The organism is Kitasatospora sp. NPDC028055 (genome assembly GCF_040637885.1).
Lineage (GTDB): Bacteria > Actinomycetota > Actinomycetes > Streptomycetales > Streptomycetaceae > Kitasatospora.
The window spans coordinates 57,771-79,840 of sequence record NZ_JBEZXE010000011.1 but is presented as its reverse complement, the minus strand read 5'-3'; the positions used below and the strand labels follow the sequence as shown (position 1 = coordinate 79,840).

The following is a 22,070-nucleotide window of genomic DNA, read 5'->3' as shown; positions in this document are numbered from 1 at the left end:
TTGGATCTTCATTTGTACTGCTGGTGTACTGCTGGGTGATCGTTGCCGATCGTACAGCGCTGGGGTACCAGGACTCGAACCTAGACTAAATGAACCAGAATCACTCGTGCTGCCAATTACACCATACCCCACCAGAGTTGAACCCCTGCGGGCCCTTCTCAGGCGTTGCGCCTCTCGGTCGGTCCCGTTCCGAGGGGCTTTCGCTCCCTCGTCCGTTCCCTCCCGGGCGGCGCAGAAAGAACATTACCCGACGTCTGCCCTGGCTCCAAAATCGATAACCGCAGGCAGCGGCGGGGAGGCCGTCCGGTGACCTCCGGGTGCGCCGCGGGCCCGGCACGGAGCCGGGCCCGCGGGCTGCTCAGGAGGCGCTTGCGCGGCCCGTTCAGGCCGCCGGCAGGGCGTCCAGGGCGGAGCGGAGCCGGCGCAGCGTCTCGGGGCGGCCGAGCAGCTCCATCGACTCGAAGAGCGGCGGCGAGACCCGGCGGCCCGTGACGGCCACCCGCAGCGGCGTGAAGGCGAACTTGGGCTTGATGCCCAGGCCCTCCACCAGGGCCTCGCGCAGCGCGGCCTGGATCGGCTCCGGGGTGAAGTCCGCAAGCTCCTCCAGCGCCTTGACGCTGGCCTCCAGCACCGGGCGGGCGTCCGCGGTCAGCACCTTGGCGGCGTCGTCCGGGTCCACCGCGAAGTCGGCCGGGTCGACGAACAGGAAGCCGGCCATGTTGACGATCTCGCTCAGCACGACCATCCGCTCCTGGGTGAGCGGCGCGATCCGGGCGAGCAGGTCCAGCTGCTCGGCGGTCGGCTCGGCCGGCAGCAGGCCGGGGCCCTGGAGGAACGGCACCAGGCGGCGGACGAAGTCCTCCGGGGCCAGCCGGCGGACGTGCTCGGCGTTGATCGCCTCGCACTTCTTGAGGTCGAAGCGCGCCGGGTTGGAGTTCACCTTGGCGACGTCGAAGGCGGCGACCATCTCGTCCATGTCGAACAGGTCGCGGTCCTCGGCCAGCGACCAGCCCAGCAGGGACAGGTAGTTGAGCAGGCCCTCGCGGATGAAGCCGCGCTCGCGGTACAGGTTGAGCGAGGACTGCGGGTCGCGCTTGGAGAGCTTCTTGTTGCCCTCGCCCATCACGTACGGCAGGTGGCCGAAGCGCGGGGTGGTGCCGTCGCCGACGCCGATCTCGGCGAGCGCCGCGTACAGCGCGATCTGGCGCGGGGTGGAGGACAGCAGGTCCTCGCCGCGCAGCACGTGGGTGATGCCCATCAGGGCGTCGTCCACCGGGTTGACCAGGGTGTACAGCGGGGCGCCGTTGGCCCGGACGATGCCGTAGTCCGGGACGTTCTCCGGCTCGAAGGTGAGCGTGCCGCGCACCAGGTCGTCGAAGGAGATGGTCCGGTCGGGCATCCGGAAGCGCAGGATCGGCTCGCGCTTCTCCAGCTTGTAGACGGCGACCTGGTCGTCGGTCAGCTCGCGGCAGTGGCCGTCGTAGCCGGAGGGCTTGCCGGCCGCGCGGGCGGCCTCGCGCCGGGCGTCCAGCTCCTCGGTGCTGCAGTAGCAGTGGTACGCGTGGCCGGCCTCCAGGAGGCGGCGGGCGACGTCGGCGTAGATGTCCATCCGCTGCGACTGGCGGTACGGCGCGTGCGGGCCGCCGACCTCCGGGCCCTCGTCCCAGTCCAGGCCGAGCCAGCTCATGGCCTCAAGCAGCTGGCCGTACGACTCCTCGGAGTCGCGGGCGGAGTCGGTGTCCTCGATCCGGAAGACCAGCTTGCCGCCGGTGTGGCGGGCGTAGGCCCAGTTGAACAGGGCCGTGCGGACCATGCCCACGTGGGGGTTGCCGGTCGGGGAGGGACAGAAGCGAACCCGGACGGCCGGGTCAGTGTTAGCCACGCTTGATCACCTTGTTGGTGAGAGTGCCGATGCCTTCGATGGAGACGGCGACCTCGTCGCCGACGTTGAGCGGGCCCACCCCTGCGGGCGTGCCGGTGAGGATGACGTCGCCGGGCAGCAGCGTCATGGCCTCGGAGATGTGGACGACCAGTTCGGCGACCGAGCGGATCATCAGGGAGGTGCGGCCGGTCTGGCGGAGCTCGCCGTTGACCGTGCAGGTGATCGCGAGGTCGGCCGGGTCGAGGTCGGTCTCGATCCACGGGCCCAGCGGGCAGGCGGTGTCGAAGCCCTTGGCCCGGGCCCACTGGCCCTCGCGCTGCTGGACGTCCCGGGCGGTGACGTCGTTGGCGCAGGTGTAGCCGAGGATCACCTCGGGCACCCGGTCCAGCGGCACCTCGCGGCACATCCGGCCGATCACCACGGCGAGTTCGGCCTCGTGGTGGACGTCCGAGGAGAACGGCGGGTACGCGATGTTCTCGGTCGGGCCGATCACCGAGGTGGACGGCTTGAAGAAGGTGAGCGGGACGTCCGGGACGTCGTTGCCCAGCTCCGCCGCGTGCGCCGCGTAGTTGCGGCCGACCGCCACGATCTTGTTGGGGAGCATCGGGCTGAGCAGCCGGACGTCCTGGAAGCGGTAGCTCTCACCGGTGGGCTGGGGTTGGCCGAACGGGTGACCGGCCAGCTCGTGCACGACCAGCGAGTCGGGCCGGGACGGATCCCCCTCGACCACACCGAAGGAAACGCTGCCGGCGGCAGGGCTCCCTTCCCGGACGGAAAACCTGGCAATGCGCACGGTTGGGCTACCCCTCGCTTCGTCGGCCGCCCGGGGCGCCCCCGGGCGCTGCTGGGCGCCTCGCCCGCCACGGGCGCGGCCCCGTCAATCGCGCCCAGGCTATCGCGTGGGGCCTCCCGTGACCGCTTTGCCCCTGTTCAGCGCGGTTGGGGCGGACGGCCTCCCCGGGACGCACGAGGGCGCCGCCACCGCTGCTCGCGGTGGCGGCGCCCTCGGGTCGCGCCCGGGTCGGGGTCAGTCCCGGGGGGTGATGACCGGGGCGACCATCAGCTGGGTGCGGCGCGGGTTGGCGGTGACGGCCGGCAGCTCGGTGCCGTAGGTGACGACGTCCTCGGGCTTGCGGGCCCCGGGGATCCTGCTGAAGTCCTCGACCGAGGCCAGCGTGGTCCGGCGCGGGTTCGCCGTGGAGCGGCAGGACAGCGTCGACTTGGTGGCCTTCTTCGCCAGGGACATCGAGAGCACCTCGTGGTCGTGGCCGGGCGGTCCGCCAGGGATCCGCACCGGCCTGCGTGATTCCGATTGATTCGGAGGGGTTCTGGGCAGGCTGATCGGGGCCGTGCTCCGGAGACAGCCAAGGTTACGAGATCTCTTTCCATACCGGCCGTGACCAAAGCTACACATTCACCTGTGATTTTGCTCACAAATTGACGCACAAATCACGAATATCCGACATATCGCCGGATCGGAATTTCCCGACAATTCGCCCGGAACGGGCATTCCGGCAGGTCTGCGACTCTTGTCGATCTCCGGCCACGTTGGCATGTATCCGGCGAGTGTCCGAAAAAGGCGGTATTCCGGTCCGGTTACCGCACAGTCAGTGAGATCGCGCATGCGGTCGGTAGTACCCGGCCGCCGGTTCCGGCGGCCCTTGTTGGGATTCCCTCGCTGTGCTGGAATGCCACGGACCGTGGGTAGGGAGCAGTCCACCCCGGCGACCCGCTCTCCCGGACCGGCCGGGGTGCGGAAGGAAACTCGACACCGTCCAGGCCGTGGCGACGCGGCGGGACGCCCGGTCCAGAGGTTGCGACGCCAGTGCAGGGACGTTTCAAAAGGGGTAGCGGCGCCGCGGGTAACCCGGAGTCGCGCGAGCCTGTGGCAGCCCCTCAACAGGCGGCGGCCCCCGGCGGCCCGGCCGACCCCGTGACGCCCGAGGCCCCCGCCCGGCCGGAGGACGACGGCCAGGAACGGAAGTCCGCCCGGGACAAGCTCCGGACCACCCTGACCAGGCGCCGCGCCACCGGTCTGAGCCGGCTCGCGATGCGCAACTGGCGCATCCGCACCCGCCTGATCGCCCTGCTCGCGCTGCCGGTTATGGTCTCGCTGGTCCTCGGCGGCCTGCGCATCCAGACCTCGATGCAGAACTCGCAGCAGCTCGCCCAGATGGCCAACCTCTCCGACCTGGCCAAGAAGGCGACCAACCTCGCGGACGCCCTGCAGACCGAACGCGACATCAGCGCCGGCTACATCACCAACCGGCCGAACGACCCGCTGGACGACGAGATCATCGCCGCCCGCAAGAGCACCGACGACCTCAGCCGCACCTTCACCGCCTCCTCCGACAAGTTCGAGAACCTCCAGCTCTCCGGCGGGAAGGCGCTGCTGTTCCAGATCCGCAAGGACCTGAACTCGATCGCGGACGCGCGCAACACGCCGTACCAGAACAACCAGAACATCCAGGCGACGATCACCGCCTACGACGTGATCATCCGCGACCTCCTGGGCATCACCCAGGACATCGCGCTCGCCTCGAACAACCAGGACCTGCTCATCGCCACCCGCGCGCTGCAGCAGTTCTCGCTCGCCAAGGACGCCACCTCGCAGCAGCGCGCGCTGATCAGCGCCGGTCTGGGCAACCCCAAGGCCCCCGACCTGAGCGCGAGCGACGAGTCCTTCGGCATCCGCCTGCGCACCACGTACGACAACGCGCTCACCAGTTTCAACAACATCTACACCTCGCACGACCTGGACAACCTGCGCGGCCAGCTGAGCTACAACAACGTCATCGCCGAGGCGGACCGCTACTCGCGCTCGATCCTCCAGCCGGGCGGCATCCACCAGACCGAGGCGGTCTCGTACAAGGACTGGTACGAGAAGGCCACCACCAAGATCACGGCCGAGCGCCGGATCGAGGCCAAGCTGATCGAGGACCTCGACGGAAAGGCCCAGGACCTCCAGTCCCAGGCCGACACCGAGGCCCTGATCATCGGTGCCGCCGTCGCCCTGACCCTGATCATCGCCCTCGGTGGCGCCGGTCTGATCGCCCGCTCGATGGTGCGCTCGCTGACCCGCCTGCAGACCGCGGCCGAGGACGTCGCCGAGCGCCGCCTGCCCGAACTGGTCAAGACCCTCTCCGAGAGCGACCCGCACGACGTCGACACCACGGTCGAACCGGTCGCCGTCGACTCGACCGACGAGATCGGCCACGTGGCCCACGCGTTCGACATGGTGCACAGCGAGGCCGTCCGCCTCGCCGCCGAGCAGGCCCTCCTGCGCGGCAACATCAACGCGATGTTCACCAACCTCTCGCGCCGCAGCCAGGGCCTCATCCAGCGCCAGCTGTCGCTCATCTCCGAGCTGGAGAGCCGCGAGGCCGACCCGGACCAGCTGGCCAACCTGTTCAAGCTCGACCACCTCGCGACCCGCATGCGCCGCAACGGCGAGAACCTCCTCGTCCTCGCCGGTGAGGACCCGGGCCGCCGCTGGACCCGCCCCGTCCCGCTGGTCGACGTGCTCCGCGCCGCCGCCTCCGAGGTGGAGCAGTACGAGCGCATCGAACTCGCCGCCGTACCGTCGGCCGAGGTCGCCGGCCGTGTCGTCAACGACCTCGTCCACCTGCTCGCCGAGCTGCTGGAGAACGCCACCTCGTTCTCCAGCCCGCAGACCCGCGTGCGGGTCACCGGCCACGCCCTGCCGGACGGCCGGGTGCTGGTCGAGATCCACGACACCGGCATCGGCCTCAGCCCGGACGACCTGGCCGAGATCAACGAGCGCCTGGCCAACCCGCCGACGGTGGACGTCTCGGTCTCCCGCCGCATGGGCCTCTTCGTGGTCGGCCGCCTGTCCCTGCGACACGGCATCCGGATCCAGCTGCGTCCGAGCGACTCCGGCGGCACCACCGCGCTGGTCATGCTCCCGGTCGACGTCACCAACTCCGCCGACCGGCGCGGCCCCGGCGGCCGTCCCGGCCCCGGCGGGCAGGGCAAGCAGCAGCGCGCGGCCGCCCCGACGCCGCGCCAGCAGCGCCAGGTCCCGCCCGGCCGCCAGAACGGTCCGGCCGCGCTCGGCCAGGGCCCGGCGGGCGGTGCCCCGCAGGGCGGCCGTCCGCAGCTCGGCCAGGGCGGTCCGGCCGCCCCCGCCGCACCGACCGGCCCGGGTACGCCCGGCGGCCGTCCCGGCGGGCCGGCCGGGCTGCCGACCCGTCAGGTCGGCCAGTCGCTGCGCGAGACTCCCCCGGCCCCGCAGGGGCAGCAGTCCGGTCCGCAGGGCCAGCCCGGTCCGCAGGGCCCGGGTCAGCCGGGTCGGCGCGGCCAGGGCCGACCGGCCCAGGCACCGCAGGGGCCCGGCCAGCAGCTCCCCGGCCAGCCCGGTCAGCCCGGTCAGCAGGGCCGGCAGGGTCCGCAGGGTCCGCAGGGTCCGCAGGGTCCGCAGGGTCCGCAGGGTCCGCAGGCGCCCGGTCAGCCCGGCCAGCAGATCCCCGGCCAGCCTGGTCAGCCCGGCCAGCCCGGCCAGCCGCAGCAGTCGCCGCAGGGCGCGCTGCCGCAGCGCGCCCCCGGCCGTCAGGGCCCGCCGCAGGGCGGCCCGAACGGCCTGCCGCGCCGCGGCCAGGGCCGCCCCGGCCAGGAACGTCCGCGCCCCGGCGGCGAGTTCGACGGTGCTCCGGGCGCTCCCGCGCCGCGGACCGGCGAGCAGCCGCAGCACGGCCGCCCCGGCGGTCCCGGCGGTCCCGGTGCCCCGCAGCAGGGTGCCCGTCCGGGCAACCGTCCGCAGGACGGCCTGCCGCAGCGCGCGCCCGGCCAGCAGGGCCCGCAGGGCGGCCGGCCCGGCCAGCAGGGTCCGCAGGGTCCGCAGGGCCAGCGCCGTCCGCAGCGTCCCGGCCCGGAGGCGCCCCAGCAGGGCCGCCAGCCCCAGCCCCAGCTGCCCCCGCAGCAGCAGCCCCAGCCGCTGCCGTCGGCCGAGCCGGCGCCGGTGGAGAGCACCCAGCAGTTCGCCCGGCCGCGCTTCGAGGCCAGCCAGATCGACCCGCGCGACCCGCTGGGCCTCGGCCTGGTGGAGCCGGTGCTGCCGAACGTGCCCGGCCCGGCCCAGCCCCAGCAGCCGCAGCCGTTCCCGCAGCAGCAGGCGCCCCAGCAGCCGCAGCGTCAGGAGCCGATGGCCCTGCCGACCGGCCCGTCCGAGGCCACCGGCGAGCAGCCCTGGTACCCGCAGCAGGCCGACGGCCAGCCGCAGGGCCGGCCCCGCTCGTACCAGCCGCGCCGCCCCGGCACCTCCGCGCCGGACCTCCAGCAGCCGGACCTCCAGCAGCCGGGCCGGCCGCAGCGGGCCCCGCAGCAGCAGCCCCGGCCGGAGCGCCCCCAGGCCCCGCAGGCCCAGGCACCCCAGCAGCAGGCGCCCCAGCAGCAGGCCCCGCAGGGCCAGCCGCTGCCGCCGCAGCCGGGCGTCGGTGACGCGCCCTGGCGCCCGTCCGCGAACGACGAGCGCTGGCGCCGTGCCGAGCAGGTCCGCGAGCCCTCGACCAGTGGGGTCACCATGTCCGGCCTCCCCCGGCGGACCCCGCAGGCCAACCTGGTCTCCGGCACCGCCGAGGCCTCGCCGCTGACCGGCCCCCAGGTCTCCCGGGCCCCCGAGGAGGTCCGCGGCCGCCTGACCAACCTGCGCCGCGGCATCCAGCAGGGCCGGCGGGCCGGGGCCGAGCAGGCCGCCAACCAGCCGGGCGCCCAGCATGGTGCCCAGCAGCCCGGATTCGATAGTTTCGGTGGCCGGAGCGACGGCAACGGCGCAGATCACCAGGAGCGTTGAGTTGAACCAGATGAGCCAGGCCGCACAGAACCTGAACTGGCTGATCACCAACTTCGTGGACAACACCCCCGGGGTGTCCCACACCGTGGTGGTCTCCGCGGACGGCCTCCTGCTGTGCATGTCCGAGGGGTTCCCGCGCGACCGCGCCGACCAGCTCGCCGCCGTCGCCTCCGGCCTCACCTCCCTCACCTCCGGCGCCAGCCGGATCTTCGAGGGCGGCGAGGTCAACCAGACCGTCGTCGAGATGGAGCGCGGCTTCCTGTTCCTGATGGCCATCAGCGACGGCTCCGCCCTCGCCGTCCTGGCCGCGCCCGACTCCGACATCGGTCTGGTCGGGTACGAGATGGCCCTGCTCGTCGACCGGGCCGGCGCCGTCCTCACCCCCGCACTCCGCGCGGAACTCCAGGGCAGTCTCCTGCACTGACCGGAACCCACGCGGACCATCCACCGTTCCACCCCGCACCGGGTCCGACCCGACCGGACCCGGCGCCTCACCCTCAGCTACCCTCAGGCAGCTGATCCCGCCTCAGCTGGCACCGCCCCAGCTGGAACCGGCTGCCCAAGGCCGCAGCACAAGGAGGACCCATGACCCCGCCCTCGACACCCGCCGGCCCGTACGGCAACGGGTACGGCAGCGGCTACGGCGGGCAGCAGTCCGACGGCTACGAGCAGCAGCCGCTGGTCCGCCCCTACGCGATGACCGGCGGCCGGACCCGCCCCCGGTACCAGCTCGCGATCGAGGCCCTGATCTCGACCACGGGCTCGGCGGAGCGCACCACCGGGCTGCTGCCCGAGCACGCCCGGATCGTCGGCCTCTGCCGCGAGGTCAAGTCCATCGCGGAGATCTCCGCCCTGGCCGGCGTCCCGCTCGGTGTGGCCCGCATCCTCGTGGCCGACCTGGCCGAGGCCGGTCTCGTCGCCATCCACCAGCCCGCCGCCGCGGGCGAGTCGGGCGGAACGCCCGATGTCACGCTGCTCGAAAGGGTCCTCAGTGGACTTCGCAAGCTCTAACGGACCCGCCCGTGCGACGACCTCCGCGAAGATCGTCATCGCGGGCGGCTTCGGTGTCGGCAAGACCACGCTCGTCGGCGCCGTCTCCGAGATCAACCCCCTGCGCACCGAAGCCGTCATGACCTCGGCCTCCGCCGGCATCGACGACATCAGCCACGTCTCCGGCAAGACGACCACCACCGTCGCCATGGACTTCGGCCGCATCACCCTCGACGAAGACCTCATCCTCTACCTCTTCGGCACCCCCGGACAGGACCGCTTCTGGTTCATGTGGGACGACCTCGTCCGAGGCGCCATCGGAGCCGTCGTCCTCGTCGACACCCGCCGCCTCGCCGACTGCTTCCCCGCCCTCGACTACTTCGAGAACAGCGGCCTGCCCTTCGTCGTCGCCCTCAACGGCTTCGACGGCCACCAGCCCCACACCGCCGACGAAGTCCGCGAAGCCCTCCAACTCGGCCCCGACACCCCCGTCATCACCCTCGACGCCCGCCGACGCGACAGCGCCAAGAGCGCCCTCATCACCCTCGTCGAACACGCCCTCCTCGCCCGACTCCGCTAGCGCACCGGGCACACGGGCACCGGCGGGCGCGCGAGCACCCGCGGGAACCGGGCGGCCCCGGCGAACCGTCACACTGACGGGGCGCCGGGGCGGCGGTGCTTTACCGGCCGGTGTCCTCCCGGGGCCGCGCGCAAGACCCGTGTATAAGCAGCGGATAACAGTTCGGTAGGCATTTTGTGATCAACAATGACGCAGCGTGGCGAATCAGCGTCACTCAGCGCCAGATCACCACGGTTTTGCTCCGTCATGTCGTTGATTGTCCGTATTGTTCCGGCGCGGGTGCCTTGCGACGGCTGTTTGTCCCCCATCCCTGCACGTGCTGAAATTCCAGCTACCCCTGAACATCCCGCGCCGGTCGCCCGGCGGCGGGCCAGGGCCCCGGGGGTAGCGCTGGATTGATCCATGGCCGGCAAGTCGGCCGAGAGGTAGTAGTCGAGTGAGGCGTAAGCAGCAACCCGCCCCGCAGCGGCGCTCCGAGCCCCGCCAGAGCGCGCCGAACGGCAGCGCCGCGGAACCGGCCGGATTCTCCGCGTTCACTCCCACCGAGGAGCGCCAGACCACCCCGGCCCCCAAGCCCCCGACGGCCTCCACGGAGCCCCGCACGGGCGCCGCGGGCCAGTCCGGCGAAGGCGGGTCGTCCAGCCGGTACGACTTCCTCCGTCCGCGCAACTGGCGCGTGCCGACCCGACTGATCGCGATCCTGCTGATCCCCGTGATCATCAGTCTCGTCTTCGGCGGTCTGCGAGTGAACACCTCGGTCGACGGCTACATCAAGGCCTCCCGGGCCGAGAAGACCGCCGAGCTCGCCAAGGCGGCGACCGAACTCGCCGAAGCGCTCGAGAACGAGCGCGACAAGACCCTGATACCCCTGATCACCGGGCAGGACCCGAACAACGAGGTCACCAAGCGCCGCGCCGACACCGACGCCGCGCTCAAGGCCTACAACGCCGCGTACGACGCCTCGGACAAGTCCGGCGAGCTCCCGCGCCGCCACGAGGCCTTCCAGGCCCTGGTGATCGACCTCCCGCACCTGCGGCAGGCCGCCTACGGCAAGGAGCTGTTCGCCAGCGCCACCGCGAACGCCTACTCGGCGATGTTCGCGCCGCTGCTGGCCTACGACAACTCGGTCGGCAACGGCTCCGCCAACGCCACCAGCAAGGGCCGCGCGATCTACGCGATGTCGCTGGCCAAGGCCTCCGCCTCGACCCAGCGCTCGCTGATGCTGAGCCTGCTGGTCGGTGCCTCGCAGGGCGTGACCACGCGCTACGAGAACCAGGACATGACCCAGCAGATCCTGGTCGCGGAGAAGCTGGAGCAGGTCTCGCTCTCCGAGTTCAACACCGGTGCCGCCCCCGAGGACGCCCGCAAGTACGCGGACGCCCAGGTCGCCCTGGCCACCGCCCAGGACCGCTCGGCCTACAAGATGCCGAACGGCGCCGCGCCCACCATGCAGGGCCTGCTGTCGCTCGCCGCCAACTACGCCGAGGCCGCCGCCATCGGGCAGCAGAAGGGCAAGGCCGCCGCCGACGCCGCGTACGCCGAGGCGAAGAACGCCGGTCTGACCCCGGACAACTGGAACCAGGCCGCCGGAAGCCACATCCAGGCCCTGCGGAACACCGAAGTCGCGCTGCTGGACGCCGTCCTCAGCGACTCCCGCGACCTCAAGGACAACGCGCTCTACGACGCCATCCTCAACACGGTCATCGTCGTCGCCGCACTGATCCTGGCCGGCCTGCTGACCGGCTACGTCGCCCGCTCGATGATCCTCGGCATGCGCACCCTGCGCAGCGCCGCCCTGGAGATCGCCGACCACCGCCTGCCGGACCTGGTCGAGAAGCTCTCCAAGACCGACCCGGACCGGGTCGACACCTCGGTGACCGCGATCCCGCTGCACGGCAAGGACGAGATCGGCGAAGTCGCCCGGGCCTTCGACCAGGTCCACCAGCAGGCCGTGGCGCTCGCCGCCGAGCAGGCCCTGCTGCGAGGGAACGTCAACGCGATCTTCACCAACCTGTCGCGCCGCAGCCAGGGCCTGATCCAGCGCCAGCTGGCGCTGATCACCGACCTGGAGAACAACGAGGCCGACCCGGACCAGCTGGAGAACCTCTTCAAGCTGGACCACCTCGCGACCCGTATGCGCCGCAACGGTGAGAACCTCCTCGTCCTCGCCGGCGAGGAGGCCGGCCGCCGCTGGAACACCCCGGTCCCGCTGGTCGACGTGCTGCGCGCCGCCGCCTCCGAGGTGGAGCAGTACGAGCGCGTCGAGCTGTCCGGCATCCCCGAGGTCGAGGTCGTCGGCGCCGCCGTGACCGACCTCGTCCACCTGCTCGCCGAGCTGCTGGAGAACGCCACCTCGTTCTCCAGCCCGCAGACCCGGGTGCTGGTCAACGCGACCCGCCTGCCGGACGGCCGGGTGCTGGTCGAGATCCACGACAAGGGCATCGGCCTCACCGCCGACGACTTCGCGGAGATCAACGAGAAGCTGGCCGAGCCGCCCACGGTCGACGCCACCATCTCCCGCCGCATGGGCCTCTTCGTGGTCGGCCGGCTCTCCCAGCGGCACGACATCCGCGTCCAGCTCCGCCCGTCCGGCGAGTCCGCCGGCACCACCTCGCTGGTCATGCTCCCGCCGTTCGTCACCAAGTCCGCGGTGGCGCCGGAGCCGGAGGAGCAGTTCACCGTCTCCCGGATCTTCGCCGACCAGGAGCCGACCTCCGAGTGGGCCCCGGACAACCGCAACCGCAGCGCCGCCGAGCTCGGCTTCGACGACCACCTCACCGGCATCGGCAACGCCGGCTCCTCCGGGTTCAGCCCGGCCCTGGAGGCCGTCCAGCGCTCGCAGCGCCTCGACCAGGTCCGCCGCGCGGCCCTGGAGGGCGGCCCGCAGGAGCAGGTGCTGGACGCCGAGGTCGAGGAGGACTACCAGCAGGGCTACGACCAGTACGCCCCGCAGCAGGACTACCAGCAGGGCGCCTACTCGGACGACCGGTACAGCGCCGACGACCAGTACGGCTACGACCAGGGCGGCTACCAGCAGGACGAGTACGCCCAGGACGGCTACGGCCAGTACCCGCAGCAGGGTTACGACCAGGGCTACGCCGACGACCGGTACGGCTACGACCAGGGCGGCTACCAGCAGGACGAGTACGCCCGGGGCGACTACGGCCACCAGGCCCAGGAGGCCCCCGCGGGCCACCCGTACACCCCGGAACCGCCCGCCCTGCCCGCCGCCGAGCCCGCGCCGGCCCCCGCCACCACCCTGCCGTCCGGGCTGCCCCAGCGCCGCCCCGGCCAGCAGCTGGCGAGCGGCCCGGGCAGCGCCCCGGCCGGTCTGACCCCGTCCGGGGACACCCCGAACTGGTTCGCCGGCGCCAAGGACACCTCCTCGGCGCCCGTCGAGTCCCGCGGCCACGACGTGTCCGCACTGGGCGGCTACGGCCCGACCGGCCCGACCGCCTCCCCCTGGCAGTCGCCGAACGACGGTGACTGGCAGCGGGCCGAGCAGCTGCGCGAGCCCTCGTCCGCCGGCACCACCGGGGCCGGACTGCCCCGGCGCGTGCCCAAGCAGAACCTGGTGCCCGGCAACGCCAAGCCGACCCCGCAGGAAGGGCCGCAGGTCTCCCGCAGCCCCGAGGAGGTCCGTGGCCGCCTCACCAACCTGCGCCGCGGTGTCGAGCAGGGCCGCAGCGCCGGCAACACCGGAAGCTTCCGGATCGACCCCGATCAGGTAGACCAGTCCGGCAACGGACAGAACCGGAGCACCGATCTCTTCGGCGGCTCGAACCACCAGGAGCGTTGAGTTGACTCAGATGAGCCAGGCCGCACAGAACCTGAACTGGCTGATCACCAATTTCGTGGACAACACCCCTGGGGTGTCCCACACGGTGGTGGTCTCCGCGGACGGCCTCCTGCTGTGCATGTCGGAAGGCTTCCCGCGCGACCGCGCCGACCAGCTCGCCGCCGTCGCCTCCGGCCTCACCTCCCTCACCTCCGGCGCCAGCCGGATCTTCGAAGGCGGCGAGGTCAACCAGACCGTCGTCGAGATGGAGCGCGGCTTCCTGTTCCTGATGGCCATCAGCGACGGCTCCGCCCTCGCGGTCCTCGCCTCCCCCGACTCGGACATCGGTCTGGTCGGGTACGAAATGGCCCTGCTCGTCGACCGGGCCGGCGCCGTCCTCACCCCCGCGCTCCGCGCAGAACTCCAGGGCAGTCTCCTGCACTGACGGTTCGTCGGATACCGTCCAGGTATTCGAAGTACCTCCGCGTCCTTCCCGGGCCCGCTTCGGCGGGCTCGGGTTCGGACGTTGTACGGCCTTCGCACCACCGGCTCCGGACTCGTACCGAAGCCCGCACCGCACCGCCGCACCTTGTGAGGAGAGGAACCGTGACACCGCCCGACGACCGCAGCGGCCAGTACGGCGTTCCGTACCCTGGCACGGGCCACGACGCCTTCGGAGCACCCGGCGCCGGCCACGGTCAGCAGTACGGTCGGCACCAGTACGGGCAGCCCCAGCAGCACCCGTACGCCCGGCCCGAGGAGCAGTACGGCCAGTACGACCCGTACGCCCGGCCGCAGCCCGCCTTCGACACCCCGCCGCCCGGCTACCCGACGCCGCCCGGCCAGGTGCCCGCCCAGGACCCCGGCCACCGGCCGGCCCAGGAGCCCGGGCACGTCGAGGAGTTCGAGGACGAGCAGGACTCCGGCCCGCTGATCCGGCCGTTCGCCATGACCGGCGGTCGCACCCGGCCCCGCTACGAACTCGCGCTGGAGGCCCTGGTCTCCGCCGACGTCGATCCGCAGCGTCTGGCCACCCTCCTCCCCGAGCACCAGCGGATCTGCACGCTGTGCACGGAGGTCAAGTCCGTCGCCGAGGTCTCGGCGCTGCTCTCACTTCCCCTGGGAGTCGCCCGGATCCTCGTGGCCGACCTGGCCGAGGCCGGCCTCGTCGCCATCCACCAGCCCGCTTCCGGGGGCGAATCCGGAAACCAGCCCGACGTCACGCTGCTCGAAAGGGTCCTCAGTGGACTTCGCAAGCTCTAACGCGGCCGCCCCCACCCGCGCCACCACCTCCGCGAAGATCGTCATCGCGGGCGGCTTCGGTGTCGGCAAGACCACGCTCGTCGGCGCCGTCTCCGAGATCAACCCCCTGCGCACCGAAGCCGTCATGACCTCGGCCTCCGCCGGCATCGACGACATCAGCCACGTCTCCGGCAAGACGACCACCACCGTCGCCATGGACTTCGGCCGCATCACCCTCGACGAAGACCTCATCCTCTACCTCTTCGGCACCCCCGGACAGGACCGCTTCTGGTTCATGTGGGACGACCTCGTCCGAGGCGCCATCGGAGCCGTCGTCCTCGTCGACACCCGCCGCCTCGCCGACTGCTTCCCCGCCCTCGACTACTTCGAGAACAGCGGCCTGCCCTTCGTCGTCGCCCTCAACGGCTTCGACGGCCACCAGCCCCACACCGCCGACGAAGTCCGCGAAGCCCTCCAACTCGGCCCCGACACCCCCGTCATCACCCTCGACGCCCGCCGACGCGACAGCGCCAAGAGCGCCCTCATCACCCTCGTCGAACACGCCCTCCTCGCCCGACTCCGCTAGGGGCGCAGGAGGTCGCGACGGCCGGGGCCTCGCGGCAGCAGCGCCGCACGGCCGCAGGGCGTCACGGCAGCGGTGCCTCACGGCAGCGGCCCGCCGGACCCGTTTCGGGTCCAGCGGGCCGCCGTCGAGCCGCCGTCGAGCCGGGCGCGGTCAGGCGGACGGCTCCGAGCGCTCCGCCGGCTCCAGCCCGGCCCGGATCAGGCCGTAGGTGTACGCGTCCTCCAGGGCCAGCCAGGAGGCGGCGACCACGTTGTCGGCCACGCCGACCGTGGACCAGCTCGCGGTGCCGTCGGTGGACTCGATCAGCACCCGGGTCTTGGAGCCGGTGCCGTGCTGGCCCTCCAGGATGCGGACCTTGTAGTCCACCAACTCGAAGGTGGCCAGCGGCGGGTAGGTGCCCTCCAGGGCCGTCCGCAGCGCCTGGTCCAGCGCGTTGACCGGACCGTTGCCCTCGCCGACGGCGATCCGGCGCTCGCCCTTGGCCCACAGCTTCACCGTGGCCTCGTTGCCGGAGACCCCGCCCGGGCCCTGCTCGCTGATGGTCCGCCAGGACTCCAGGCGGTAGAAGCGGTCCCGGCTGCCGCGGACCTCGTCGCGCAGCAGCAGTTCGAAGGAGGCGTCGGCGGACTCGTAGGTGTAGCCGAGGTTCTCCTGCTCCTTCACCTTGGCCACCACCCGGCCGGCCAGGTCGCGGTCGGTGGAGAGGTCGTAGCCGAGCTCCTTGCCCTTGAGCTCCACCGAGGCCCGGCCGGCCATGTCGGAGACCAGCATCCGCATGGTGTTGCCGACCAGTTCGGGGTCGGTGTGCTGGTACAGGTCCGGGTCGATCTTGATCGCCGAGGCGTGCAGGCCGGCCTTGTGGGCGAAGGCCGAGAAGCCGACGTACGGCTGGTGGGTGGACGGGGTCAGGTTGACCAGTTCGGCGATCGCGTGCGAGATCCGGGTCATCTCGGCCAGCCGGCCCGCGGGCAGGACCCGGCGGTCGTACTTCAACTCCAGCGCGCCGACCACCGGGAACAGGTTGGCGTTGCCGACCCGCTCGCCGTAGCCGTTCGCGGTGCACTGCACGTGGGTGGCGCCCGCGTCCACCGCGGCCAGGGTGTTGGCCACCGCGCAGCCGGTGTCGTCCTGGGCGTGCATGCCGACCCGGGCGCCGGTCGCGGCGATCACGTCCGCGACGGTGTCCCGGACGCCAGCCGGCAGCATCCCGCCGTTGGTGTCGCACAGCACCACCACGTCCGCCCCGGCCCGGTGCGCGGTGCGCACCACGGCGAGGGCGTACTCGCGGTTGTCCCGGTAGCCGTCGAAGAAGTGCTCGCAGTCGAGGAAGACCCGGCGGCCCTGGCCGCGGAGGAACTCGACGCTGTCCCGGATCATCTCCAGGTTCTCGTCCAGCGTGGTGCGCAGCGCCAGCTCGACGTGCCGGTCGTGGGCCTTGGCCACCAGGGTGACCACCGGCGCGCCGGAGGCGACCAGCGCGGCCAGCTGCGGGTCCTCGGCGGCCTTGCCGCCGGCCCGGCGGGTGGCGCCGAAGGCGACCAGCTGTGCGTGGCGCAGCTCCAGTTCGGCGGCGGCGCGGGCGAAGAACTCGGTGTCCCGGGGGTTGGCCCCCGGCCAGCCGCCCTCGATGAAGCCGACCCCGAACTCGTCCAGGTGCCGGGCGATGGCCAGCTTGTCCGCCACCGTCAGGTTGATGCCCTCACGCTGCGCGCCGTCGCGCAGGGTGGTGTCGAACACGTGGAAGCTGTCGTCGGTACGGCTGACCTCGGTCATGACCCCTGGTTCTCCGTTCGGGGAGGTTGGTACTGCTCTGCCGGATTTCTCGTCCCGGCTCCACTGTCCAGGATCCCGCGCGCGGCCCCGGTGTCCCCGAGCCCCTTGTGGGGGCCCTCGGCCGGTCCGGGCTGTGCTCACTGGGACGGAGCCCAGAAAGCGAAAAGACCCCTCGCGGGTGCGAGAGGTCTGCGCGCGGGTCTGGACGCTCGTGGTCGCTCCGCATCGGGTCCTGCGGGAGCGGTCACTGCGGACCGGCGCGCCTGCTGCCAATAATCAGCGAAAGCGAGGACACGCCCGCAGTCTGGCACAGCCTCCGGGATCCGGCCCGCCCGTCTCGCGATGCGGAACGGGGCAGGCCGGAGGGGGTGCCCGGCGTCCGCGGAATCAGACGATCTTGTGCAGCCAGCCGTGGGTGTCGGGGCTCTGGCCGCCCTGGATGGCCAGCAGGGCCTTGCGCAGCTCCATGGTGACCGGGCCGGGCTCGCCGGTGCCGACGGTCCAGTCGGCGGCCGCGGACTTCACCGAGCCGACCGGGGTGATGACGGCGGCGGTGCCGCAGGCGAAGACCTCGGTGAGGGTGCCGTCGGCGTTCGCCTGCTGCCACTCGTCGGTGGAGATCTTCCGCTCCTCGACCGCGTAGCCGAGGTCGGCGGCGAGCTGGAGCAGCGAGTCGCGGGTGATGCCGGGCAGCAGGGCGCCGGACAGCTCCGGGGTGACGATCTTCGCGCCCTCGCCCTCACCGAAGACGAAGTACAGGTTCATCCCGCCCATCTCCTCGACCCACCGGTGCTCGGCGGCGTCGAGCCAGACCACCTGGTCGCAGCCCTTCTCGGCGGCCTGGGCCTGGGCGACCAGCGAGGCCGCGTAGTTGCCCGCGCACTTGGCGGCGCCGGTGCCGCCGGGCGCGGCGCGGACGTACTCCTTGGAGAGCCAGACCGAGACGGGCTTGACGCCGCCCGGGAAGTAGGCGCCGGCCGGCGAGGCGATGATCATGAACAGGTAGGAGTTCGCCGGACGGACGCCCAGACCGACCTCGGTGGCGAACATGAACGGGCGCAGGTAGAGGCTCTGCTCCGGCTCGTTCGGGACCCAGTCCCGCTCCTGCTGGACCAGCAGCTCGACCGCCTCGACGAAGGCCTCCACCGGGAGCTCCGGCATCGCCAGGCGGCGGGCCGAGGCCTGGAAGCGGAGGGCGTTGGCCTCGGGGCGGAAGGTCGCGATGGAGCCGTCGGCCTGGCGGTAGGCCTTGAGGCCCTCGAAGATCGCCTGGCCGTAGTGCAGGGTCATGTTCGCCGGGTCCATCTCCACCGGCGCGTACGGGACCAGCTGCGCGTCGTGCCAACCACGGCCCTCGGTCCAGCTGATGGTGACCATGTGGTCGGTGAAGACGCGGCCGAAGCCGGGGTTGGTCAGCCGGGCCTGGCGCTCCGCTGCCGACAGCGGGTGGGCGGAGGGCTTGAGGTCGAACGTGATGGGCGCCTGGGTGGGCGTGCTCATGGCTGTTTCCTTCACCGTGGGGTTCGTTCGGGCCGCCACCGCCGAAGGAACGATACGGCTCTCCAACGCCGGAACGAACGCACAACGGCACGGCCCCACTGTCGATACTCGCATCCAGAGGGCCGTGCCGAACAGTTGCCCGCTCCTTGGGGAGCTGCAAGCTGCGGTTATGCGGAGCGGCCCGGCCGGCCGGATCCGCTCGGGTTCCGGCCGGCCTAGCCGGCTACTCGCTCGGCGAGCGCGTCGCCGACCTCGGAGGTGGAACGGGCGCCGGAGCGCTCGGCGAGGTCCGCCGCGACGGCGGCCTCGACCCTGGCGGCCTCGGCGGCGAAGCCGAGGTGCTCCAGCAGCATGGCGACCGACAGCACGGTGGCGGTCGGGTCGGCCTTGCCCTGGCCGGCGATGTCCGGCGCCGAGCCGTGCACCGGCTCGAACATGGACGGGAACTCGCCGCTCGGGTTGATGTTGCCGCTCGCGGCCAGGCCGATGCCGCCGGTGACGGCCGCGGCCAGGTCGGTCAGGATGTCGCCGAACAGGTTGTCGGTGACGATGACGTCGAAGCGCTCCGGCTGGGTGACGAAGAAGATGGTCGCCGCGTCGACGTGCAGGTAGTCGGTGGTGACCTCGGGGAACTCCTCGCCGACCTCGGCGAAGATCCGCGTCCACAGGTGCCCGGCGTGCACCAGCACGTTGTTCTTGTGCACCAGGGTGAGCTTCTTGCGCGGCCGCGCCTGGGCCCGGCGGTAGGCGTCGCGCACCACGCGCTCGATGCCGTACGCGGTGTTCAGGCTGACCTCGGTGGCCACCTCGTGCGGGGTGCCGGTGCGCAGCGAGCCGCCGTTGCCGACGTACGGGCCCTCGGTGCCCTCGCGGACGACCACGAAGTCGATCGCCGGCTGACCGGCCAGCGGGGAGGCGACCCCGGGGAAGAGCCGGCCCGGCCGCAGGTTGATGTGGTGGTCGAAGGCGAACCGCAGCTTGAGCAGCAGCCCCCGCTCCAGCACCCCGGACGGGACGCTCGGGTCCCCGATGGCGCCCAGCAGGATCGCGTCGAAGGCCTTGAGCTCGGCCAGCACGTCGTCCGGCAGCGTCTCCCCGGTCCGGTGGTAGCGCCGGGCCCCGAGGTCGTACTCGGTGGTCTCCAGCTTCACGTCGGCGGGGAGCACGGCGCCGAGGACCTTGAGGCCTTCGGCCACCACCTCCTGGCCGATGCCGTCACCCGGGACAACTGCGAGACGAATGGTGCGAGACATGCTCGGACCCTACTCCCGCGTCCCAGGTGCTGACACCTCGCGTCCAACATTCGGACACGTACGGAGGAGCCCGAAGTCCCGACAGCGCGTCACTCCTTTGAGGGGGCGCGGGTGGCCAGGGGTGCGCCGGGGGCGCGCTTAGGGTGGCGGGGTCCGGGATTCCTGGCAGAACGGGGCGCGTGGGTGAAGGCCGAACGGCGGCGGGAGGTGCTGGTCTGCGGGGCCGCGGCCGGGCTGGCGATGGGTGCTTTCGCGCTGGCCGCGGCGGTGCGCGGGCGGTGGCCGGGCGGGGCCGGCGCGATCGCCGTGCCGTACCACGCGCACCTGTGGGACCTGCTGCACGGGCAGGCCACCGGGGACCTGCTGTTCAACTGGAACAGCGGCTACGGCGTCCCGTTCCTGGCGGACTTCTTCGCCTACCTGATGAACCCGTTCTCCTGGCCGACCGCGCTCCTCCCCCGCGACCAGGGGCAACTCGCCGTCTTCCTGGTCGCCCTGGCCACCATCGGCCTGGGCACCGCCCTGATGGCCCACCTGCTCGGCCGGCTGCACCCCGGCCCCCGGTGGCTGCGGGTGTTCGCCGCCGTCGGGTACGGGCTCTGCGCCTGGGTGCTGGACATCGGCGGCGGGGCGCCGATGTGGCTGTGGGGACTGGTCTCGCTGCCGCTGCTCGGCCTGGTCGGGGACTGGTGCCTGCACGAGCGCCGCTGGGTGGTCGGCGCGCTGTGCGTCGCGCTCGCCTGGGCGGGCAACCTCTACACCGCGGCGCTGGCCACCCTGGTCGCCGGACTCCTGTTCGCCGTACGGCTGTTCGCCACCCCGCGCGCGTTCCGGCACCGGGTCCGGGCCTCCGGGCGGGCGGTCACCCTGACCACCGCCGGGGTGCTGCTCGCCGCCCCCGTGCTGTTCGTCGCCGTCCGGGCCGCCCGCGGCGCCCAGCCGGAGTCCCCGGTGCAGCCGCTCGGCCCCTCCGGCCTGGACGGGCACCTCGCCCAGCTGCTGCCGGCCATCACCGGCGGGCGGCCGCTGCCGGACGTGGCGATCGGGGTGCTCGGCCTGCTGCTGGTGTGCGGGCTGCCGTTCAACCGCCGGGTGCGGGTCCGCGAGCGGGCGGCCTGGTGCACGGCGCTGCTGCTGGTGGTGCTGAGCTTCGTCTGGACCCCGACGGTGCTGGTCTGGCACGGCCTGGCGATCCCGGCCGGCGGGCCGTACCGGGTCTCCTTCGTGCTCAGCGGGCTGCTGGTGCTGGCCGGTTGGGTGTCGCTCGCGCACCGGCCGGACCTGCCGACCCTGCTGGGCGGCGCCGCGCTGACCGCGGCGATCGCCGCCCTGGCGGCGGCCCGGGGCTCGGTTCACGCCTCCACCTGGGCGCTGCTGGGGGTCGGCGGCGCCGTCCTGCTGGCCGCGCTCGCGGCGCTGGACCGCCGGCACACCGACCGCCGGGTGACGGCGCTGGCCACCTGGGTGATCGGCGGCGCGGTGCTCGGCAACGCCGTCTGGTCCGGGTACGCGGCGCTCGGCGCGGCCCCCGACGACGGCGTCTCCCCCGCCGCCGTCCGGGCCGGGCACGCCGCGGTGCGGGCCGGCGCCGACTGGCCGGACCTGCGCAGCGACCCCGGCCCGCACGCCTTCACCCCCAACGACCCGCTGCTGCTGAACGGCCAGGGCGGCGGCTACTCCAGCGGCTACCTGCCGACCGTCGCCGCCCTGCTGCTGCACGACCTCGGCGCGGGCTGGACGGCCGGCGGGCGGCAGACCGGGGGCGTCACCGACCCGGTCGGCCAGGCGCTGTTCGGGGTCGGCGCCCACCTGGACGACGCACCGCGGCCCCCGGGCTTCACCGCCGTCCGGGCCCCCGCGCCGCCCCTGGTCACCGTGCTGCCGTCGGGCACCCGGACGGCCACCTCCTCGGTCTGGTCCCGCCAGGAGTCGCTGCTCGGCAGCCAGGTGTACGACGTCCCGCTGCCCGTCCCGGCCGGCGGCCCGACGCCCACCCTGCACGGCACCAGCGGCTGGTCGGTGCCGGGCGGTGCGGAGGGCACGGTGTTCACGGCCGCCTGCACCCCGGGCTCGACGGCGTACTTCCACCCGCTCTGGTACCGCGGCGCGGTCAGCGGCCTGGGCACCGACTTCCCGAGCGACGGCGAGCAGCCCACCACGGCCGTGCCCGTGCACCGGCTGGGGACCGTCCCGGCCGACGGCACGGTCCGGGTGACCCTGCGCTCGGACGTGGTCAGCCAGGTCCCCGCCCGCCCGATCGGCTGCCTGCGGGCCGACGCCCTGGCGGCCGCCGTCACCCGGCTGACCGCCACCGGCGCCACCCGGGTCGAGGCCGGCGGCCACAGCCTGACCGCCGCCCTGCCGGCCGGCTCCACCGGCACCGCGCTGTTCTCCGTCCCCGCCACCGAGGGTTGGACCTGCGCCGTCGACGGCGGCACCCCCGTCGTGCCCACCCCGGTCCTCGGCATGATCGGCGTCCCGCTCGGCGGCGGCGTCGGCCGGGTCTCCTGCGGCTTCCGCCCGCCCGGCCTCACCGAGGGCCTCACCGTCGCCACCGGCACCGCCGCCGTGCTCGTCCTGGTCGCGGTCTTCGCCCGGCTCTCCCGCCGCCCCACCCGCGTCCCGCGCCGCGAACGCCGGCTGGCCGCCCGGGACTGAGCGGACAGCGAGAGGGGCG

The 22,070-nt window shown here is 72.7% G+C and carries 15 protein-coding genes and 1 tRNA gene; 9 read left to right on the top strand and 7 right to left on the bottom strand.

The genetic code is table 11. The annotated features are described in order from the left end of the window. Window positions 1-59: 59 nt before the first annotated feature. From AB0F71_RS14900 to AB0F71_RS14885, 4 genes are all read right to left on the bottom strand, one after another. Window positions 60-131 (bottom strand) — tRNA-Gln (locus AB0F71_RS14900). Window positions 132-382: 251 nt separating this feature from the next. Beyond that, on the bottom strand, window positions 383-1,882 hold the full coding sequence (gene gltX, locus AB0F71_RS14895) for a glutamate--tRNA ligase (RefSeq protein ID WP_360233049.1): 1,500 nt from the start codon (window positions 1,880-1,882) through the stop codon (window positions 383-385). Beyond that, a complete protein-coding gene (locus AB0F71_RS14890) occupies window positions 1,875-2,675 on the bottom strand; it encodes a fumarylacetoacetate hydrolase family protein (protein ID WP_360233045.1) in 801 nt (266 codons plus the stop codon). The genes gltX and AB0F71_RS14890 overlap by 8 nt, the downstream gene beginning before the upstream one ends. 234 nt (window positions 2,676-2,909) lie before the next feature. Further along, the gene (locus AB0F71_RS14885; protein ID WP_360233043.1) at window positions 2,910-3,128 is read right to left on the bottom strand and encodes a hypothetical protein; all 219 of its coding nucleotides are present in this window, start codon (window positions 3,126-3,128) and stop codon (window positions 2,910-2,912) included. 639 nt (window positions 3,129-3,767) lie between these two features. Here AB0F71_RS14885 and AB0F71_RS14880 point away from each other — a divergent pair. The 8 genes from AB0F71_RS14880 to AB0F71_RS14845 all read left to right on the top strand — a co-directional run bounded on the left by AB0F71_RS14880 (window position 3,768) and on the right by AB0F71_RS14845 (window position 14,867). After that, window positions 3,768-7,691 carry a nitrate- and nitrite sensing domain-containing protein gene (locus AB0F71_RS14880; RefSeq protein ID WP_360233040.1) on the top strand — a complete coding sequence of 1,308 codons (3,924 nt, stop codon included), beginning with the start codon at window positions 3,768-3,770 and terminating at the stop codon, window positions 7,689-7,691. A gap of 10 nt (window positions 7,692-7,701) precedes the next feature. Beyond that, a complete protein-coding gene (locus tag AB0F71_RS14875) occupies window positions 7,702-8,115 on the top strand; it encodes a roadblock/LC7 domain-containing protein (protein ID WP_030291361.1) in 414 nt (137 codons plus the stop codon). A gap of 161 nt (window positions 8,116-8,276) precedes the next feature. Next, complete coding sequence (locus AB0F71_RS14870; protein WP_350508230.1) at window positions 8,277-8,702, top strand: DUF742 domain-containing protein; 426 nt, start codon at window positions 8,277-8,279, stop codon at window positions 8,700-8,702. Then, window positions 8,683-9,261, top strand: a complete 579-nt coding sequence (locus AB0F71_RS14865) for an ATP/GTP-binding protein (RefSeq protein WP_360233037.1) — start codon at window positions 8,683-8,685, stop codon at window positions 9,259-9,261. Before AB0F71_RS14870 ends, AB0F71_RS14865 begins: the two co-directional genes overlap by 20 nt. Window positions 9,262-9,697: 436 nt before the next feature. Then, window positions 9,698-13,060, top strand: coding sequence for a nitrate- and nitrite sensing domain-containing protein (locus AB0F71_RS14860; protein WP_360233034.1), 3,363 nt, complete (start codon window positions 9,698-9,700; stop codon window positions 13,058-13,060). Window positions 13,061-13,070: 10 nt separating this feature from the next. Further along, complete coding sequence (locus AB0F71_RS14855) at window positions 13,071-13,484, top strand: roadblock/LC7 domain-containing protein (protein WP_097236138.1); 414 nt, start codon at window positions 13,071-13,073, stop codon at window positions 13,482-13,484. Window positions 13,485-13,645: 161 nt separating this feature from the next. Then, entirely contained in the window at window positions 13,646-14,302 is a 657-nt protein-coding gene (locus AB0F71_RS14850; RefSeq protein ID WP_360233031.1) for a DUF742 domain-containing protein, read from the top strand. After that, a complete protein-coding gene (locus tag AB0F71_RS14845) occupies window positions 14,283-14,867 on the top strand; it encodes an ATP/GTP-binding protein (protein ID WP_360233028.1) in 585 nt (194 codons plus the stop codon). Before AB0F71_RS14850 ends, AB0F71_RS14845 begins: the two co-directional genes overlap by 20 nt. 150 nt (window positions 14,868-15,017) lie before the next feature. Here AB0F71_RS14845 and cimA read toward each other — a convergent pair whose 3' ends face one another. From cimA to AB0F71_RS14830, 3 genes are all read right to left on the bottom strand, one after another. Further along, complete coding sequence (gene cimA / locus AB0F71_RS14840; protein ID WP_360233025.1) at window positions 15,018-16,640, bottom strand: citramalate synthase; 1,623 nt, start codon at window positions 16,638-16,640, stop codon at window positions 15,018-15,020. 387 nt (window positions 16,641-17,027) lie between these two features. Further along, a complete protein-coding gene (locus AB0F71_RS14835) occupies window positions 17,028-18,140 on the bottom strand; it encodes a branched-chain amino acid aminotransferase (RefSeq protein ID WP_360233022.1) in 1,113 nt (370 codons plus the stop codon). Window positions 18,141-18,355: 215 nt separating this feature from the next. Then, window positions 18,356-19,393, bottom strand: a complete 1,038-nt coding sequence (locus tag AB0F71_RS14830) for a 3-isopropylmalate dehydrogenase (RefSeq protein WP_360233019.1) — start codon at window positions 19,391-19,393, stop codon at window positions 18,356-18,358. 183 nt (window positions 19,394-19,576) lie between these two features. Between AB0F71_RS14830 and AB0F71_RS14825 the strand changes: the two genes are divergently transcribed. Next, entirely contained in the window at window positions 19,577-22,051 is a 2,475-nt protein-coding gene (locus tag AB0F71_RS14825; RefSeq protein WP_360233016.1) for a YfhO family protein, read from the top strand. Window positions 22,052-22,070: the final 19 nt, after the last annotated feature.

Excerpts from the sequence above, each read along its gene's own strand:
- AB0F71_RS14875 (WP_030291361.1), top strand. The coding sequence starts at position 7,702 with ATGAGCCAGGCCGCACAGAACCTGAACTGGCTGATCACCAACTTCGTG.
- AB0F71_RS14885 (WP_360233043.1), bottom strand. The coding sequence starts at position 3,128 with ATGTCCCTGGCGAAGAAGGCCACCAAGTCGACGCTGTCCTGCCGCTCC.
- AB0F71_RS14835 (WP_360233022.1), bottom strand. The coding sequence starts at position 18,140 with ATGAGCACGCCCACCCAGGCGCCCATCACGTTCGACCTCAAGCCCTCC.
- AB0F71_RS14870 (WP_350508230.1), top strand. The coding sequence starts at position 8,277 with ATGACCCCGCCCTCGACACCCGCCGGCCCGTACGGCAACGGGTACGGC.
- cimA (WP_360233025.1), bottom strand. The coding sequence starts at position 16,640 with ATGACCGAGGTCAGCCGTACCGACGACAGCTTCCACGTGTTCGACACC.
- AB0F71_RS14830 (WP_360233019.1), bottom strand. The coding sequence starts at position 19,393 with ATGTCTCGCACCATTCGTCTCGCAGTTGTCCCGGGTGACGGCATCGGC.
- AB0F71_RS14855 (WP_097236138.1), top strand. The coding sequence starts at position 13,071 with ATGAGCCAGGCCGCACAGAACCTGAACTGGCTGATCACCAATTTCGTG.